Source organism: Chromobacterium sp. W521, assembly GCF_052805975.1.
On record NZ_JBRBAF010000006.1, the window covers coordinates 359653 to 374915 of the forward strand.

Below are 15263 nucleotides of genomic sequence, written 5' to 3' on the forward strand. Positions count from 1 at the left end.
CTTGCGCAAGCCGCCGCCTGCATAAGAACGAGGATTAACGATGAAACTGTCCGTGAAACCGATTGCCCTGTCCCTGCTGGCCGCCGGCCTGCTCTCCGCCTGCGCCGCCACGCCGGGCAAAGGCAATTACGTCGAAGACAAGACTTACAAAATCACAATCCTGCACACCAACGACCACCACGGTCGTTTCTGGCCCAATAGCGACGGCGAATACGGGCTGGCCGCGCAAAAGACGCTGGTGGATCAGGTGCGCGCTGAGGTCAAGGCCGACGGCGGCTACATGCTGCTGCTGTCCGGCGGCGACATCAACACCGGGGTGCCGGAATCCGATCTGCAGGACGCGGAGCCGGACTTCCGCGGCATGAGCCGCATCGGCTACGACGCGATGGCGGTGGGCAACCACGAGTTCGACAAGCCGGTGCCGGTGCTGATGAAGCAACGCCAGTGGATCAACTTCCCCATGCTGTCCGCCAATATCTACCAGGATGGCAAGCGCATGTTCGATCCCTACGCGATGTTCAATCTGGGCGGGGTGAAAGTGGCGGTGCTGGGCCTGACCACCGACGACACCGCCAAGATGGTGAACCCGGAGCAGGTCAAGGGCATCGAGTTCCGCAGCCCGATCGCCGAGGCCGGTAAACTGGTGCCTGAACTGCGCCAGAAGGCCGACATCGTCATCGCCGCCACCCATATGGGCCATTACACCGATGGCCAGCACGGCGTGAACGCGCCGGGCGATGTGGAAATGGCGCGCGCGGTGAAGGGGCTGGACCTGATCGTGGGCGGCCACAGCCAGAACCCGGTGTGCATGAAGGCGGAGAACCAGCGCGACGACGCCTACGTGCCGGGCGCTCCCTGCGCGCCGGATCGCCAGAATGGCGCCTGGATTGTGCAGGCGCACGAGTGGGGCAAATACGTGGGCCGCGCCGATTTCGAGTTCCGGAACGGCAAGCTCAAGCTCTCCAAATATCAGTTGATGCCGGTGAATCTGAAAAAAACCGTCAAGGGCGAGGACGGCAAGGAACGGAAGGTGCCGTATACCCAGTTGATCGAGGAAGACGGCAAGTTGCGCAACTTCCTGCAAAACTATCAGAACAAAGGTCAGGCGGCGCTGGATGTGCCGGTGGGCCGGACCAGCGCCAAGCTGGACGGCGACCGCGGCGTGGTGCGCAGTCAGCCCACCAATCTGGGTGTGTTCGTCGGCAAGGTGATGATGGACAAGGTCAAGGCGGACTTCGCCGTATCCAATTCCGGCGGCATCCGTGATTCGTTGCCGGCCGGCGCGATCAACTACCGCGACGTGTTGAAGGTGTTCCCCTTCGGCAGCACCCTGGCCTATGTGGACCTGAACGGCCAGGAGGCGCTGGACTACTTGAAAGCCGCCGCGAGCATGACGCCCGGCGCGGGCGCCTTCGGCCAGTTTGCCGGCGTCAAGCTGCGCATCGTCGGCGGCCAGCTGCAGCAGGCGCTGATCGGCGGTCAGCCCATCAGTCCGGCCAAGACTTACCGGATGGCGATCAACAGCTTCATCGCCGCGGGCGGCGACGGCTATCCGCTGATGAACAAGCATCCGGGTTACGTCAACACCGGCTTCGTCGACGCCGAGATGCTGCGCGAGTACATCGCCGCGCATTCGCCCATCGACGCCGCGGCTTACGCGCCCGGCGATGCGGTGACGCGCAACTGAGCCCGTTTGGGCAAGCCTTGCCGGAGAGGCGGGGCTTGCCTGGTCTCCTGCCTTCAGTTGAGCAAAGCCCCCGTTCGGGGGCTTTGTCGTTTGAGCCGCGGCTCAGTCTTCCAGGGTTTCGTGGCTGGCGGCCTTGCCCTCGCGCCAGTAGCTGGCGGCGCGGATGCGGCTCTTGTCGATGCCGCGCTCCTCGCGCAGGTGCAGGCGCACCGCGCGGATGGCGTGGTATTCGCCGGCGGCCCAGACAAAGCCTTCGCCCGCCGGCAGCGCCAGTTGCTTGAGCGCGGAGAGCAGAGCCGGTTCCGAGTCGGCGACGTCCTGATGTACCCAGCGGATGTCGGCGTTGGGGTGGGGCGGCAGTTCGCAGCGCTCGTCCGCCTCGCTGGTTTGCAGCAGAGCCATAACCTTGGCCGTGGGCGGCAGTTCGGCCAGGCGGCGGCGGATAGCCGGCAGCGCGGATTCGTCGCCGATCAACAGGTGCCAGTCGAAGTCCGCCGGGATGACGAAGGAGCCGCGCGGGCCGCCGATGCCCAGATATTGGCCGGGCTTGGCCTGAGCCGCCCAGCTGGTGGCCGGGCCGGCTTCATGCAGCACAAACTCCAGGTCCAGCTCCTGCCGCTCAGGATCGAAGCGGCAGGGGGTGTAGTCGCGTGCGGTCGGGCGGGGCTGGCCCTCGGGGTAAATCAGGGTTTCGTCCACCAGCGTCGGCAGCGCGGGCTTGCCGTCCGGGTGTTCTGGAAAGAACACTTTAAGGTGGTCGTCGAAGGAGGCGGTGGTAAAACCGGCCAGGTCTTCGCCGCCCAGGGTGACGCGGAGTAGTTTAGGTCCGAGCAGGCGGGTGGCGCGCACTTGCAGCAGGCGGAAGCGCAGCGGGTGGCGCAGGCGTTGCACGGTCAGATTGGGTGTGGTCATCGGGTGTCCTGTCTTGATGTCGTGGCTGGGCGCGTGGGGTTAGAGCCGCTAACAAAACCGCGCAGCGTACCTGAGCCAAGGCGCGCCGACGCAGGCAGTACAAGTGGTACGACAAGGAGGCGCAACGCAGGATCAGGGGTTTTGTTGGCGGGTCTTAGCCGGTGTCGCCCAGAATTTGCTCACAGGCCTGCCGCAGAATAGCGGCGATGCGACGCTGTTCATCCTCGTCTACGTTGGTGGTTCGCATCAGCGCTTGCTTCAATTCGCCGCGGGCGCGGGTCAGCTCCGGAATCCAGCTGCCGGCGGCGTCGTCCGGCGGCGGCATTTCCCCGGTCAGCGCGCGGCGGATGGAGTTCATTTTGCGGGCGATGTGCTGCAGCCGCGCGATCATCCATTCCACTTGCTCGCGGTTCTGTTCCAGAGACACGCGGCCGGCCTCCGCCAGCGCATAACATTTGCGGTTGCCTTCCTGGCTCACGGTGACGTGGCCCAATTCTTCCAGATAAGTCAGCGCCGGGTAGACCATGCCTGGGCTGGGGCTGTAAAAGCCGTTGCTGCGGCTTTGCAGCGCCTTGATCAGTTCGTAGCCGTGGCTGGGCCGTTCTTCCAGCATCGCCAGCAAGAGCAGTTGCAGTTCGTCGGAGCTGAATTTGCGGCCGCGGGTCATGCTTTCGTCGTCACCGCCGCCGAAGCCGCCGTGGCCGTGTCTGGCCATCGCGTGGGGGCGATGACGCGCATGGCGTCCGCCAAAGTGGCGGAGAAGGGTGTCGAGGCGGTGAGGCATGGCGGCTCTCCTATGGAAAATATATCTTAAGATATGTTTTTAGATATATAAAAGTCAAGTTCACGCTGCGGGAACGGTGCTGGATTGTGGTGTTTTTGGCGCAAGGCAGGGGCGGTTTACAAAGAAAAGCCGCCCAGAGGCGGCTATTAAAGAGGGGCGGTTTAGCGTCGCTAACAAAACCACGTAGAGAATCTGAGCCAAGGCGCGCCGACGCAGGCAGTAAAGTGGCGCGACAAGGAGGCGTAACGCAGGATCGGGGGTTTTGTTGGCGGGCTTTAATCGCCGCTGACCACGTCCACGCCCTTGGGCGGAACGAAGGCGAAGCGGGAGGCGGTCAGCGGCGGGTTCTGCCGCGGCGCGCTGAAGCTGACCTTGGTGTGGTTGCCGAAGCTGTCGGTCAACTCCATTTCCACCAGCATATTGGCCTTGAAGCCCATGCGGATGGCGCTGAAGCTGTTGTCGGCCTGCTTGGGGCTGGCGGACAGCCACTCCACCTCGCCGGTTTTGCCGGCTTCCTTCAGTTGATAGTTCTGTTCGATGGCGTTGTTGCCGGCCAGCAGCGCCGCAGGGCTGGAGCCCAGGGCCGCGCCCTGCGCCTTGCGAGTGACTTGCGCCAGGTCTTTGTCGTAGACCCACAGCGTCTTGCCGTCGCCGACGATCAATTGTTCGTAGGGCTTGTTGTACTCCCAGCGGAATTTGCCGGGACGGGCGATTTCCAGCCGGCCGCTGGCTTCCTCGCGCTTGTTCTTGTTGCTGACCACTTGTTTGAAGTCGGCGCTCAGGGTTTTGTTGCCGGCGACGAAGGCCTTGAGCTGAGCGATGGCGGCGGCGTTGACGGCCGCTGGCAGCGCCAGGGCGGCGAGGATGAGTGTGGCGGAGATCGGTTTCATCTTCATGCGGGGAAATCCTTGCGGTGGGCGGCCCGGGCCGCGTGACCAAGATGGGACCGCCGGCGCGGCGCGGGGTTTCTTCGAGCGCGCCGGCGGCGTTGCTGGTTTGTTAGCGATTATTGCGGGGCGGTGTTTTCCACTGCCGCGGCTTCGTCGCCGGCCGCCGGCGGCTGGTTGAGCGCGTGCAAGGCCAGACCCAGCGATTTCAGCCATTCCGGCTTGTCCAGGCGCTCCAAGTCCAGGATGTCCGCTTCGGCGGGCTGGAAGGCGAACACGGGCTTGCCCAGATGGCTGTAGCGGATGTCGGCATGGGCCTGGCCGCGGACGCGCGGGCTGTCGAAGCGTATGGTCTGGCGGATGGACAGCAGGTCGCCGCCCCGGCTGACGTACAGATCGCTGACGGTATTGCTGTTCAGCGGGTTGGCGTCGGAGGCTTTGATCAGGCTATCGATCAGTTGCAGCAAGCTTTCGCTGCCCAGCGGGCCGGGCTTGATCTGCGGCTTGCGCGCGGCTTCCTGGCGCGCCACCTGGATCAGGCCGGCGATAATCTGTGAAGCCAGCTGGTTTTCCTGGGCGCGGCTCATGGCGATGCGTAGCCGGTAACGCGCGCCCAGTTCCGCCGCGCGCGGGTCCAGCGGCTGGAAGCTGAAGGCCTGTTTGTCCACTTTGGCGTAGGCTTCGTCCAGCAGTTTGGGCATGGCCTGGTACATGGCCTGGAGCGGGAAGTTGTCGGCCACGCGCTGCGGCAGCCGTACGCGCAGGAACTTGCCCTCGTAGGCTTGCATCTCCGGTACAAACAGGTAGGCGGCGGACGGGTCCACCAGCAAGGACAGGTCCTTGGCGTGGAATTGCAGCGGCAATTGCACGCTGGTCAGCAAGTTGCGGCGTTCCAGGCGCAGCGCCGGAATCAGTTCCAGCTTGCCGCCTGGCACGTCCAGCGCGGCCTTGATGTTGAGGCGCATGCTGCGGGCGATTTGATCGGCGGCGGAGGCGGCCGCCTGCTCCAGCTGGCCGCCGTCTTCCTTGGCCTTGTCGACGTCGGCGACCTTCAGTTCGTCGAAGCCGATGTCGGCGTCGATGTTGTAGCCTTTGCTGTTCCAGTTTTGCAGCATGATCTTGCGGACGGCCTGGTCGGCGCTCTTGTTGGCGAGGGGCGAGACACAGCCAGTCAGCAGGGCGATGCCGCACAGCGCGGCGTATAGTCCCGATTTCTTCAGACGCATGGTGTTTCCTTGAGCGAGATTCGGCGCGGGGCGGGCGGGGACGATCCGGCGCGAGCGGGACATTTTAACGCATCCGGCATTGCCTATGTCATGCGGCGCCGGGGCGCGGCGGCCCCGGCTGCGGGCGTCAGCTGAATTTATTGGTGATCGGGTAGCGCCAGTCCTTGCCGAAGCCGCGGTGGGTGACGCGCGGGCCCACTGGCGCCTGGCGGCGTTTGTACTCGTTGATCTTCAGCAGCCGCACCACGCGGCGCACATCGGCTTCGGCGTAGCCTTCGGCGATGATGGCGTCGGCGGACAGGTTTTCCTCCACGTAGCGCGCCATGATGGCGTCCAGCACCTCATAGGGCGGCAGGCTGTCCTGGTCGGTCTGGTCCGGGCGCAGTTCCGCCGACGGCGGGCGGGTGATGATGCGCTCCGGGATGATCTCGCCTTGCAGGTTGCGCCAGCGGCACAGTTCGAACACCAGGGTCTTGGCCACGTCCTTGAGCACGGCGAAACCGCCGGCCATATCGCCGTACAGGGTGCAGTAGCCGGTGGTCATTTCCGATTTGTTGCCGGTGGTGAGCACCAGCTTGCCGCTCTTGTTGGACAGCGCCATCAGCAGGGTGCCGCGGATGCGCGCCTGCAGGTTTTCCTCGGTGGTGTCCTCGGCCAGGCCGGCGAAGCTGGGCGCCAGCGCCTGAACGAAGCTTTCGTACATCGGCCAGATTTCGATTTCGTCGTACTTCACGCCCAGGCGGTTCACCATGTCGCGGGAATCGGTCACCGAGATGTCCGCGGTGTAGCGCGAGGGCATCATCACCGCGTGCACCTTGTCCGCGCCCAGCGCGTCCACCGCCACCGCCAGCGTCAGCGCGGAGTCTATGCCGCCGGACAGGCCCAGCAGCGCGCCGGGGAAGCCGTTTTTGCCGATGTAGTCGCGCACGCCGGTCACCAGCGTCCGGTAGACGCTTTCCAGCGGGCCGGGCATCGCCGCTTTGGCGCCGGGCAGCAGGTCGCCGTCGTTGAAGTCGACGATCAGCAGCTCGTCGTCGTAGGCGGCGGCCTGGGCCACCACCTCGCCGGCGCGGCTGACGGCGAAGGAGGCGCCGTCGAACACCAGTTCGTCCTGGCCGCCGGTGAGGTTGACGTAGGCGAAGGGCAGGCCGGTTTCCTCGGCGCGGAAGCGCAGCACGTCGTGGCGGGTTTCAATCTTGTTGCGATGGAAGGGGGAGGCGTTGAGCACCACCACCACGTCCGCGCCGGCGTCCGCGGCCTCGGCGGCCGGGTCGACGGACCACACGTCCTCGCAGATCAGCACGCCCACCTTGGCGTCGCCCTGTTGGAACACCAGAGGCGCCGCGCCGGGGGTGAAGTAGCGGCATTCGTCGAACACTTCGTCGTTGGGCAGCAGCATTTTGTGATACTGGCCCAGGCGGTTGCCGTCGCGCAGTACGGTGGCGGCGTTGAAGCGCTCCGTGCCCATCCGGGCTGGGTGTCCCACCACCAGAGTGATGCCGTCCAGCTCCAGCAACTCGTCCAGCGCCTGGCTGCAGGCGCGGTAGAAGCTGTCGCGCAGCAGCAGATCTTCCGGGCTGTAGCCGGTCAAGGCCAGCTCCGGCGTGACCAGCACGTCCGCGCCCTGGGCGATGGCGGCGTGGGCGAGGTCGAGGATTTTGCGGGTGTTGCCGGCGATATCGCCGACAACGGGGTTGAACTGGGCGAGCGCGATACGCATCTTGATAGGGAACCGAATGTTTCGAGATAGATGGAATTTTACCTGATAGACGGCGCAAACGCCCGAGAGGAATCATGGTGTCGCTGCAATTGCATGAGAGAGTGGGCGCCTGGGGCGCGGAACAATGGGCCGGGCTGGGGGAGAGCGGCAATCTGTTCATGGGCCGCCCATGGCTGGAAGCGCTAGAGCGGGCGGCCTGCGTGGGCGAGGCCAGCGGCTGGCAGCCCTTGCCGCTGGCAGTGGAGCGGGAGGGCCGCTTGCAGGCGCTGGCGCCGGCTTATTTGAAGCGCCATTCGCGCGGCGAATACGTGTTTGACTGGGCCTGGGCCGAAGCCTATGCGCGCGCCAGGCTGCAATACTATCCCAAGCTGGTGGTGGCGTCGCCGTTCAGCCCGGTGAGCGGCCGCCGGTTGCTGGGCGCTCCGGAGGCCTGGCCGCAATTGATCGCCGGCCTGGAGCAGGTTGTGGACGAGCACGGCTTGTCGTCGGCCCATGTGCTGTTTCCCACGTGGGAGGAGGCGCAAGCGCTGGGCGAGGCCGGCTGGCTGTTGCGCGAGGGCGTGCAGTTCCATTGGCGAAACCGCGGCTACGCCGACTTCGACGCCTTCCTGTCCACGCTGAGCCGGGACAAGCGCAAGAAAATCCGCCAGGAGCGGCGCAAGGTGGCGGAGGCGGGCGTCAATGTGCGGGCTCTGCGCGGCGAGGCCATCCATGCCGAGGATTGGGCGTTTTTCTACCGCTGCTACCGCCAGACTTATCTGGAGCATCGCTCCGCGCCCTATTTGAACCCGGCTTTCTTCGCGCTGCTGGCGGAGCGGCTGGGTTCGCATTGCCTGATGTTCGTCGCCGAGCGGGACGGCGCGCCGCTGGCGGCCAGCCTCTGTCTGGAGCAGGACGGCGTACTGTACGGACGCTACTGGGGCGCGTTGGTCGATATTCTTTGCCTGCATTTCGAACTGTGCTACTACCAAGGCCTGGAATACGCGATCCGCGCCGGCCTGCAGTGCTTCGAAGGAGGCGCCCAGGGCGAGCACAAACTGGCGCGCGGTTTTGAACCGGAGCGGACATGGTCCGCCCATTACATCGCCGACCCGCGTTTCCGCGCGGCGATCGCCGGCTGGCTGCGGCGCGAACGGGAAGGGGTGGGCGAGTATGTCGACGCTCTTTTTTCTCATTCCGCTTACAAAACACTTGCGCCGGATGGATAGGGCTTATATACTGCGCAGCCTCTGTGAACGAAACGCCAAGCGCCTTGTTTCGCAGAGATTCTGGAGAGGTGGATGAGTGGTTTAAGTCGCACGCCTGGAAAGCGTGTTTAGGGTAATACCCTAACGGGGGTTCGAATCCCCCCCTCTCCGCCAGAATCAATAAAAACTGCCCTGGCGGTTTTTTTATTGCTCCGGTCCAGCCGGCGCAGACAAGCAAGACACCTCCGGAGAGGTGGATGAGTGGTTTAAGTCGCACGCCTGGAAAGCGTGTTTAGGGTAATACCCTAACGGGGGTTCGAATCCCCCCCTCTCCGCCAAAGCAAGCAAAAAGCCCTGACTGTTTCAGTCAGGGCTTTTTTGCGTTCGGCGTTTCTCAATCCAGCGCCTGAAAATCCTCGGTGCGCTCCGCCCAGGCGAAGATGGCGCTCAGTTCCGGCGGCGGCGTGGTCAGCTTGCGCAGGGTCAGGTCTATCCATGAACCGCTGACTTCGTGACGCGCGGCCAGCCGGCCGTCCTCCTTGTAGATCTCGTGGCGGATGCAAAAGCGTTTGCCATCCTGGCTGAGGCCGGCGATGGCCAGGCGCACGTGGATCCGCTCGCTCAGCCGCAGTTCCTTGAAATACTCGGTCCACTCCTTGAAAATGACCGGGCCAAAGCCCAGCGCCTGAAATTGTTCAAAGCCGAAGCCCTGGCCGCGCAGCCATTCGATGCGGGCATGAGTGCAGAAATCGGCGTAGGCGGTATGGCGGACGTGCTGGTTGGCGTCGCAGTCGGACCAGCGCACTTCCAGCGGATGGCAAAACGGTTCCAAACCAATCTCCTCAAGCGGCAGCGGTTAGCATGAAGGCGGGGCGATTCATGATCTTGGCATTGCCCGCGCGCGGGGGTCAAGCGCTTTGCCGTTGCCCGCTTCAGCTTAGGCGGCGGCGCGGGAAGGCCGTTGTTCCCGGTGAGATAGAAGATGGACGGCATCCAGCAGCGCCATAAGGTTCCAGGACGATTCGATCGGCGGGCTCGCGATTTTCATACGTGGTTTCGCGGAAAGGAGAGGCCGCGGTGCTGATGAGGGCGTCTTGACTGGAAAAGCTGTCGATATTAAGCGTGGCTAGGGAACCGCACGTTGGCAGCGGGCGATTGTTGGCGAGCGGCGCTTGTCCATTGTCGGGCCGTGTCGTTGCGGGGGAGAAGGGGATACAGATGCAAGCGTGGTTTCGACGAATCTTGTGTGCGGTCCTGCTCGCCGTGGCGGCGCAAGCGGACGCATCGCCTCCGTCTCTGCTTATCGCCGTGGAGGATGACTGGCCGCCGTATTCGGAGCGCGGCGCCGATGGCGCGCCGCAGGGGCTGGCGCCGCAACTGGCGCGGGAGGCCTTCCGCCGCCAGGGCGTTTTGGTCAGCTTCGTACTGGTGCCGTTTGCGCGTTGTTTGATGTTGGCGCGGGTTGGCCGCGTTGCCGGGTGTCTCAGCGCCACCATTACCGACGATAATCGCGGACAGTTCTGGTGGCATCCAACGCCGATGTTCACCGAGGAGCTGGCCATCTTTTCGCTTGCAGCCGCTGATGCCGGGCTGAGTCTGCGGGACTTGGCCGGACGAAGAGTGGGCATTACTCAGGACTACACCTATCCCAGCGCTTTCATGAGAGATTCCAAAATCATAAAATCCGTGGCGCATTCGGATGACGACCTGATTCGCATGCTTTTGGCCCGCCGCGTGGATTATGTCTTGATGAACACGCGTCCCGGCCAGTTGCGCATCCGCGGCAACCCCGCCGCGGCGGGCCGCATTCGCAAGGTGGGGAGCATCAGCCAGGATGGCTTTTGGCTAGCTTTCTCCAAGGCGCGGCCCAAGGGCCGTGAGAACGCGGCGAAATTCGAGGCCGGCCTGAGCGCAATGCGTGGGGACGGCAGCTATGAGCGTCTATTGAAAGCCTTTCAGCCTCTGCCATAGAGCTTGTTCAAAGTCTGCGGCGCTTCGTGAAGCGTCGCACGGTGAGTACAAGCTCAAAATGCTCATGTACCCCTCGACCACTCCGCTTTTTCGCTCGTTTTGCCTTGTCTCGCCCTGGCTCGCGAGACTTTAGAACAGGCTCTTAGCGATGGTGACAGTTGGCGGCGCGGCTTGAAACCGCAAAAACAGCGCGTCACGATCGTCATTATAGATTTGATTCGCATTCACAACTTTTTACACCGTTTTCTCGTGAATTTACCCGCAATTTACAAAAACGGCTGTTTTCAAAAAAAACACTTCATAACAGGCTGTTCTAATGGGAGGCGGTTTAGAGCCGCTAACAAGCCCTCGTAGAGAACCTGAGCCAAAGCACGCCGACGCAGGCAGTGCAAGCAGGCTCAACGTGAGGGGGTTAGCGGGTCTTCAGCCGCTTCCAAACAGGACTGCCGCGCCTCTGGTTCAGAGCAGTCCGCTTGACCCTACAAGGTTTCCGCTTGCGCCTGGGTTGGCCCGCCCATCCTGAATACCCGCTCATATGGAGAAATAATAATGCGCTATTCGCCGCGACAGCTATTGTCGTTTGCCCTGCTATTGTCCTCGCCTGTTTGGCTTGCCGCCTGCGGCTCGCCGCAGCAACAGGCTGTCGCCGTACCGCAAGTCACCGTGGAAACCGCTGTGCCCGGCGACGTGCCCATGACCATGGAACTGGTGGGCGAAACCGCCGGTTACCGTGATATCGAGGTGCGCGCCCGCGTGGGCGGCATTTTGCTCAAGCGCACCTATGTGGAAGGCCAGCCGGTGAAGCAGGGCCAGACGCTGTTCCAGATCGATCCCGCGCCTTACCAAGCGCAGCTGGGACAGGCGAAGGGCGCGCAGGCGGTGCAGTTGGCCGCGCTGCAAAAAGCCGAAGCCGATCTGGAGCGCATCCGTCCGCTGTACCAGGAACAGGCGGTTTCCAAAATGGACTACGACAACGCGGTGGCGGCCCTGAACTCCGCCAAGGCGGCCAAACAATCCGCTGACGCCAAGGTCAAGGAAGCCCAGCTCAACCTGGACTACACCCGCGTCGCCGCGCCGATTCCCGGCTTGACTAGCAAGCAGGTGCAATCCGAAGGCAGCCTGATCCGCGTGGACGCCGCCGAGCCGCTGACCACCATTTCTCAGCTCAATCCCATCTACGTCAATTTCTCCATTTCCGAGCAGGACAGCCTCAATTACGAGCACAGCCTGTCCACCGGCAAAGTGAGCGCGGATGACGGCACCCTCCACCCGGTTCGCATCCGTCTGGCGGACGGCCGGGTCTATGCGCAAAGCGGCAAGCTGGATTTCCGCGACAACCGCGTGGATCCCAAAACCGGCACCATCAGCGCTCGGGCGCAATTTCCCAATGAGGACGAGCGTTTGTTGCCGGGCCAGTTCGTGCGCGTGCTGCTGGATCTGGGCGTGCGCAAGAATGTTCTGACCGTGCCGGAGCAGGCTGTGGTTCAGGCTCAAGCGGACAATCAACTGATGGTGGTGGGCGCGGACAACAAGGTGCAGGCCAGGATGGTCAAGCTGGGCGCTCAGGTGGGCGGCCGGGTGGTGATCGAATCCGGCCTCAAGGCCGGCGAGCGGGTGATTGTCGATGGCCTGATGCAAGCCCGTCCCGGCACGGTGGTCAAGCCGGTGACCGCCGCGCCGGCCAAGGCGTAAGGAGAGGCTTATGTTCTCGCGTTTCTTCATCAATCGCCCCATCTTCGCCAGCGTGTTGTCCATCGTCGTCGTGCTGGCCGGCCTGGCTGCGATGCGCGCGCTGCCGGTGGAGCAGTACCCGCAGATCGTTCCGGCCGTGGTGTCGGTGTCGGCCAATTACCCGGGCGCCACGCCGGAAACCATCGCCCAAACCGTGGCTGCGCCGCTGGAGCAGCAGCTCAACGGCGTGGAAAACATGCTTTACATGCAATCCAGCGCCGCTTCCAACGGCCAGCTCAGCCTCAATGTCTATTTTGCCGTGGGTACCGATCCGGACCAGGCCACCATCGACGTCAATAACCGGGTGCAGGCGGCGATGAAGCAGCTGCCGGACGAGGTGCAGCGCCAGGGCGTCACGGTGCGCAAGAAGTCCACCTCGGTGCTCAGCGTGATCTCCATCGGCTCGCCCACCGGCCAGTACGACCGCAACTACCTGTCCAATTTCGCCCTGCTCAACGTAATGGACGAGCTCAAGCGCATTCCCGGCGTGGGCGATGTGGCGATGATGGGCGGCACGGATTACGCGATGCGGCTGTGGCTGCGGCCGGACCGCATGGCCCAGCTGGGCCTGACCCCGTCCGACGTGGCCAAGGCGGTGCGAGAGCAGAACGCTCAGTTCGCCGCCGGCAAGATCGGCGCTCAGCCCACCAGCGCGCCCATCAGCTTTACTTATACCGTCAACGCCAAGGGCCGGCTCAGCGAACCCAAGGAATTTGAGAACATCATCGTGCGCTCGATGCCGGACGGCTCCAAGATCCGCGTCAAGGATGTGGCTCGGGTGGAAATGGGCGGCAACGACTACGATGTGCTCGGCACCCGCAACGGCAAGCCCAGCGTCGGCATCACCACTTATCTGCAACCCAGCGCCAACGCGCTCAAGGTATCCGCCGCCATCGCCGCCAAGATGGAGGAGCTCAAGGCCCGCTTCCCGGCCGGGGTGGACTACACCATTCCCTTCGACACCACCAAGTTCGTCAAGGTCTCCATCCACGGCGTGGTGGAAACCCTGCTGGAAGCCACGGTGTTGGTGTTCCTGGTGGTTTATTTGTTCCTGCAGAATTTCCGCGCCACGCTGATTCCCTGCATCGCGGTGCCGGTGTCGCTGATCGGCACCTTCGCCGGCATGCTGCTGTTGGGCTTTTCCATCAATCTGTTGACCCTGTTCGGCATGGTGCTGGCCATCGGCATCGTGGTGGACGACGCCATCGTGGTGCTGGAAAACGTCGAACGCATCATGAGCGAGCGGCGCTGCAGCGCCAAGGAGGCCGCGGTGCTGGCGATGGGGGAGGTGTCCGGCGCCTTGGTGGCCATCGTGCTGGTCTTGTGCGCGGTCTTCCTGCCGGTGGCCTTCATGGGCGGCATGACCGGCGTGATGTACAAGCAGTTCGCCGTCACCATCGCCATGTCGGTGATCATCTCCGGCATTGTCGCGCTGACGCTGACCCCGGCATTGTGCGCTTTGTTGCTCAAGCCCGGCCATCATCAGCCGCCGCGTTTTTTCCAATGGTTCAACCGCGCTTTTGAACGCTTGACCGGCCGCTATGTGTTGGGCGTGCTGTTTCTCAACCGCCGCGTCGGCGTCGCTTTCGGCCTGATTGCCGTTATTCTGGCGGCCACGGTCGGTTTGTACCAGAAAGTGCCGGGTTCGTTGGTGCCTAATGAAGATATGGGCACCTTGTTCGCCAGCACCGCGCTGCCGGACGCGGCCGCGTTGACTCGCACCGCCAAGGCCACGGCGGAATTCGACCGGCTGATGATGGCCAACCCCAATGTGGAAAGCGTCACCACCTTCACCGGTTTCGACATCCTGTCCGGTTCCAAGCAGACCAACCGCGGCACCAGCTTTGTTACCCTCAAAGATTGGGACCAGCGCAAGGCCAAGGGCGAGGACTCTTTCTCCGTGTCCGCCGAGTTCAATCGCCTGGGCCGCACCGTGCAGACCGGCGTGATGAGCGCTTTCAACCCTGCGCCCATCATCGGCATGTCCACTACCGGCGGCCTGGAGGCTTATCTGCAGGACCGCGGCGACCATGGCGCGCAAAAGCTCAGCCAGGCGGCGGAGAAACTGCTGGCCGCCGCGCGGCAGCGGCCGGAGTTCGCCAGCGTGACCACCACCTTCCGCGCCAACGTGCCGCAGAAATACCTGGATCTGGACCGTGAAAAAACCAAGGCGCTGGGTGTGGACATCAATCAGGTGTTCGACACCCTGCAAGCCACCTTCGGCCAGCTTTACGTCAACGACTTCAACAAGTTCGGCCGCACCTACAAGGTGCAGTTGCAGTCCGAGGCGGATTTCCGCGCGCGGCCGGAGGACATCGCCAATATCTATGTGCGTTCCACCGAGGGGGTGATGGTGCCGCTGTCCAGCCTGGTGGAAGTCAAATCCAGCTACGGGCCGGAGCTGGTGGACCGCTTCAACATTTTCAATGCCGCCAAGATACTGGCCCAGCCGGCGCCCGGCGTCAGTTCCGGCCAGGCCATCCAGGCGCTGGAAGAGGTGACCCGGCAAGTGTTGGGCAACGACTATGCGCTGGCCTGGAGCGGCAGCGCCTATCAGGAAAAACTGGCCGGCGGCACCGCCGCCACGGCTTTCCTGTTCGGCATCCTGATGGTGTTCCTGATCCTGGCGGCGCAGTATGAACGCTGGAGCCTGCCGCTGGCGGTGGTGACCTCGGTGCCCTTCGCGCTGTTCGGCGCTTTGCTCGCCGCCGTCATCGGCCATCAGGACAACAACGTCTACTTCCAGATCGGCGTGGTCACGCTGGTGGGCCTGGCGGCCAAGAACGCTATCTTGATCGTGGAGTTCGCCGTGCAGCAGCGTCAGCAGGGCTTGCCGTTGATGGACGCCGCGCTGGAAGCGGCGCGGCTGCGTTTCCGCCCCATCGTGATGACTTCGATGGCTTTCATCCTGGGCTGCGTGCCGTTGGTGATTTCCAGCGGGGCCGGTTCCGCCAGCCGTCGCGCGTTGGGCACCCCGGTGGTGGGCGGCATGTTGGCCGCTACTTTCATCGCCACATTCTTTGTGCCGATGTTCTTCCGGCTGATCATGCAGGCGTCCGAGCGGCGCAAAAAGCCGGTTGCGGCGGAGGAGACCGACCATGTTTAAGCGCGCCCTGATTCCCTCATTGGTGGCGCTGGCGCTGACCGCTTGCGCGGTC

At 63.6% G+C, this 15263-nt stretch carries 11 protein-coding genes and 2 tRNA genes; 7 read left to right on the forward strand and 6 right to left on the reverse strand.

Annotated features, from left to right (window positions below; translation table 11 throughout):
- The first annotated feature begins 40 nt into the window (after nt 1-40).
- On the forward strand, nt 41-1687 hold the full coding sequence (gene ushA / locus ACUXV1_RS12010) for a bifunctional UDP-sugar hydrolase/5'-nucleotidase UshA (RefSeq protein WP_446016637.1): 1647 nt from the start codon (nt 41-43) through the stop codon (nt 1685-1687).
- A gap of 102 nt (nt 1688-1789) precedes the next feature.
- Here ushA and ACUXV1_RS12015 read toward each other — a convergent pair whose 3' ends face one another.
- The 5 genes from ACUXV1_RS12015 to ACUXV1_RS12035 form a co-directional block, all read right to left on the reverse strand.
- Nucleotides 1790-2599: a siderophore-interacting protein gene (locus ACUXV1_RS12015; RefSeq protein ID WP_446016636.1), complete on the reverse strand. Its 810-nt coding sequence runs from the start codon at nt 2597-2599 to the stop codon at nt 1790-1792.
- A 154-nt stretch (nt 2600-2753) separates the two neighbouring features.
- Nucleotides 2754-3383: a PadR family transcriptional regulator gene (locus ACUXV1_RS12020; RefSeq protein ID WP_446016635.1), complete on the reverse strand. Its 630-nt coding sequence runs from the start codon at nt 3381-3383 to the stop codon at nt 2754-2756.
- A 275-nt stretch (nt 3384-3658) separates the two neighbouring features.
- Nucleotides 3659-4279 (reverse strand): outer membrane lipoprotein chaperone LolA, encoded by a 621-nt coding sequence (gene lolA, locus ACUXV1_RS12025; protein ID WP_240315079.1) that lies wholly within the window; start codon nt 4277-4279, stop codon nt 3659-3661.
- A 110-nt stretch (nt 4280-4389) separates the two neighbouring features.
- A complete protein-coding gene (locus ACUXV1_RS12030; protein ID WP_446016633.1) occupies nt 4390-5496 on the reverse strand; it encodes a hypothetical protein in 1107 nt (368 codons plus the stop codon).
- A gap of 127 nt (nt 5497-5623) precedes the next feature.
- Nucleotides 5624-7216: an NAD+ synthase gene (locus tag ACUXV1_RS12035; RefSeq protein ID WP_446016631.1), complete on the reverse strand. Its 1593-nt coding sequence runs from the start codon at nt 7214-7216 to the stop codon at nt 5624-5626.
- A 74-nt stretch (nt 7217-7290) separates the two neighbouring features.
- On the opposite strand from ACUXV1_RS12035, the gene ACUXV1_RS12040 reads away from it, so the two are divergent.
- From ACUXV1_RS12040 to ACUXV1_RS12050, 3 genes are all read left to right on the forward strand, one after another.
- Nucleotides 7291-8424 carry a GNAT family N-acetyltransferase gene (locus ACUXV1_RS12040; protein WP_446016629.1) on the forward strand — a complete coding sequence of 378 codons (1134 nt, stop codon included), beginning with the start codon at nt 7291-7293 and terminating at the stop codon, nt 8422-8424.
- 62 nt (nt 8425-8486) lie between these two features.
- Nucleotides 8487-8577, forward strand: a tRNA-Ser gene (locus ACUXV1_RS12045).
- Between the two features lie 73 nt (nt 8578-8650).
- A tRNA-Ser gene (locus ACUXV1_RS12050) sits at nt 8651-8741 on the forward strand.
- 56 nt (nt 8742-8797) lie between these two features.
- Here the strand turns inward: ACUXV1_RS12050 and ACUXV1_RS12055 are convergent.
- Nucleotides 8798-9235 (reverse strand): acyl-CoA thioesterase, encoded by a 438-nt coding sequence (locus tag ACUXV1_RS12055; RefSeq protein WP_162179232.1) that lies wholly within the window; start codon nt 9233-9235, stop codon nt 8798-8800.
- Between the two features lie 386 nt (nt 9236-9621).
- Between ACUXV1_RS12055 and ACUXV1_RS12060 the strand changes: the two genes are divergently transcribed.
- The 3 genes from ACUXV1_RS12060 to ACUXV1_RS12070 all read left to right on the forward strand — a co-directional run bounded on the left by ACUXV1_RS12060 (nt 9622) and on the right by ACUXV1_RS12070 (nt 15211).
- On the forward strand, nt 9622-10374 hold the full coding sequence (locus tag ACUXV1_RS12060) for a substrate-binding periplasmic protein (protein ID WP_446016626.1): 753 nt from the start codon (nt 9622-9624) through the stop codon (nt 10372-10374).
- Between the two features lie 549 nt (nt 10375-10923).
- The gene (locus ACUXV1_RS12065) at nt 10924-12066 is read left to right on the forward strand and encodes an efflux RND transporter periplasmic adaptor subunit (protein ID WP_446016624.1); all 1143 of its coding nucleotides are present in this window, start codon (nt 10924-10926) and stop codon (nt 12064-12066) included.
- A gap of 10 nt (nt 12067-12076) precedes the next feature.
- On the forward strand, nt 12077-15211 hold the full coding sequence (locus tag ACUXV1_RS12070; RefSeq protein WP_446016622.1) for an efflux RND transporter permease subunit: 3135 nt from the start codon (nt 12077-12079) through the stop codon (nt 15209-15211).
- Nucleotides 15212-15263 lie beyond the last annotated feature (52 nt).

Coding starts and splice junctions, on each gene's coding strand:
- ACUXV1_RS12040 (WP_446016629.1), top strand. CDS start 7,291: ATGGTGTCGCTGCAATTGCATGAGAGAGTGGGCGCCTGGGGCGCGGAA.
- ACUXV1_RS12015 (WP_446016636.1), bottom strand. CDS start 2,599: ATGACCACACCCAATCTGACCGTGCAACGCCTGCGCCACCCGCTGCGC.
- ACUXV1_RS12060 (WP_446016626.1), top strand. CDS start 9,622: ATGCAAGCGTGGTTTCGACGAATCTTGTGTGCGGTCCTGCTCGCCGTG.
- ACUXV1_RS12030 (WP_446016633.1), bottom strand. CDS start 5,496: ATGCGTCTGAAGAAATCGGGACTATACGCCGCGCTGTGCGGCATCGCC.
- ACUXV1_RS12070 (WP_446016622.1), top strand. CDS start 12,077: ATGTTCTCGCGTTTCTTCATCAATCGCCCCATCTTCGCCAGCGTGTTG.
- lolA (WP_240315079.1), bottom strand. CDS start 4,279: ATGAAGATGAAACCGATCTCCGCCACACTCATCCTCGCCGCCCTGGCG.
- ACUXV1_RS12035 (WP_446016631.1), bottom strand. CDS start 7,216: ATGCGTATCGCGCTCGCCCAGTTCAACCCCGTTGTCGGCGATATCGCC.
- ACUXV1_RS12065 (WP_446016624.1), top strand. CDS start 10,924: ATGCGCTATTCGCCGCGACAGCTATTGTCGTTTGCCCTGCTATTGTCC.
- ushA (WP_446016637.1), top strand. CDS start 41: ATGAAACTGTCCGTGAAACCGATTGCCCTGTCCCTGCTGGCCGCCGGC.
- ACUXV1_RS12020 (WP_446016635.1), bottom strand. CDS start 3,383: ATGCCTCACCGCCTCGACACCCTTCTCCGCCACTTTGGCGGACGCCAT.